General features: G+C 65.2%; 1 protein-coding gene. It reads left to right on the top strand.

From position 1 onward, the window contains the following. Window positions 1–336: transposase (locus HL671_RS37900; protein WP_172244265.1), on the top strand; the 336-nt coding region annotated here is incomplete at its 5' end. Between the last annotated feature and the right edge of the window lie 106 nt (window positions 337–442).

Raw genomic sequence — 442 nt, 5'->3', positions numbered from 1 at the left:
ACGCTGGGGGCCGACAAGGCTTACGACGTCACCGACTTTGTCGGAGAGCTGAGAAGCCGTTCGGTGACGCCGCACATCGCCATCGACGGGCATTTGAGCAAGACCGGCAAGCCACGCAAGACCGCGATCGACCGGAGAACGCTGCGTCACGCCGGCTACGCGGTCAGCCAACGCTGCCGCAAGCGCATCGAGGAGGTGTTCGGCTGGATCAAGGCCTCGGCCGGCCTTGCCAAGGTCAAGTTCCGAGGCCGCGCCCGCGTCGATGCCGCCTTCAAGCTGGCGCTGGCGGCCTACAATCTGATCCGCCTGCCAAGACTGTTGGGGGCAACCGCATGAGGCACCTCGGCTCAGGGCCCAAGCGCCGCACAAAGCCGACACTCGGCGCTTACCAGCCGACCCGGACACTCAAATCCGACCGAAAGCAGACTTCTTCAACGGCCTG

Source organism: Bradyrhizobium denitrificans (assembly GCF_013179005.1).
GTDB classification, from domain to species: Bacteria; Pseudomonadota; Alphaproteobacteria; order Rhizobiales; family Xanthobacteraceae; genus Bradyrhizobium; species Bradyrhizobium denitrificans.
The sequence above is the reverse complement of the archived record's forward strand: the minus strand, read 5'-3'. Positions and strand labels throughout refer to the sequence as shown.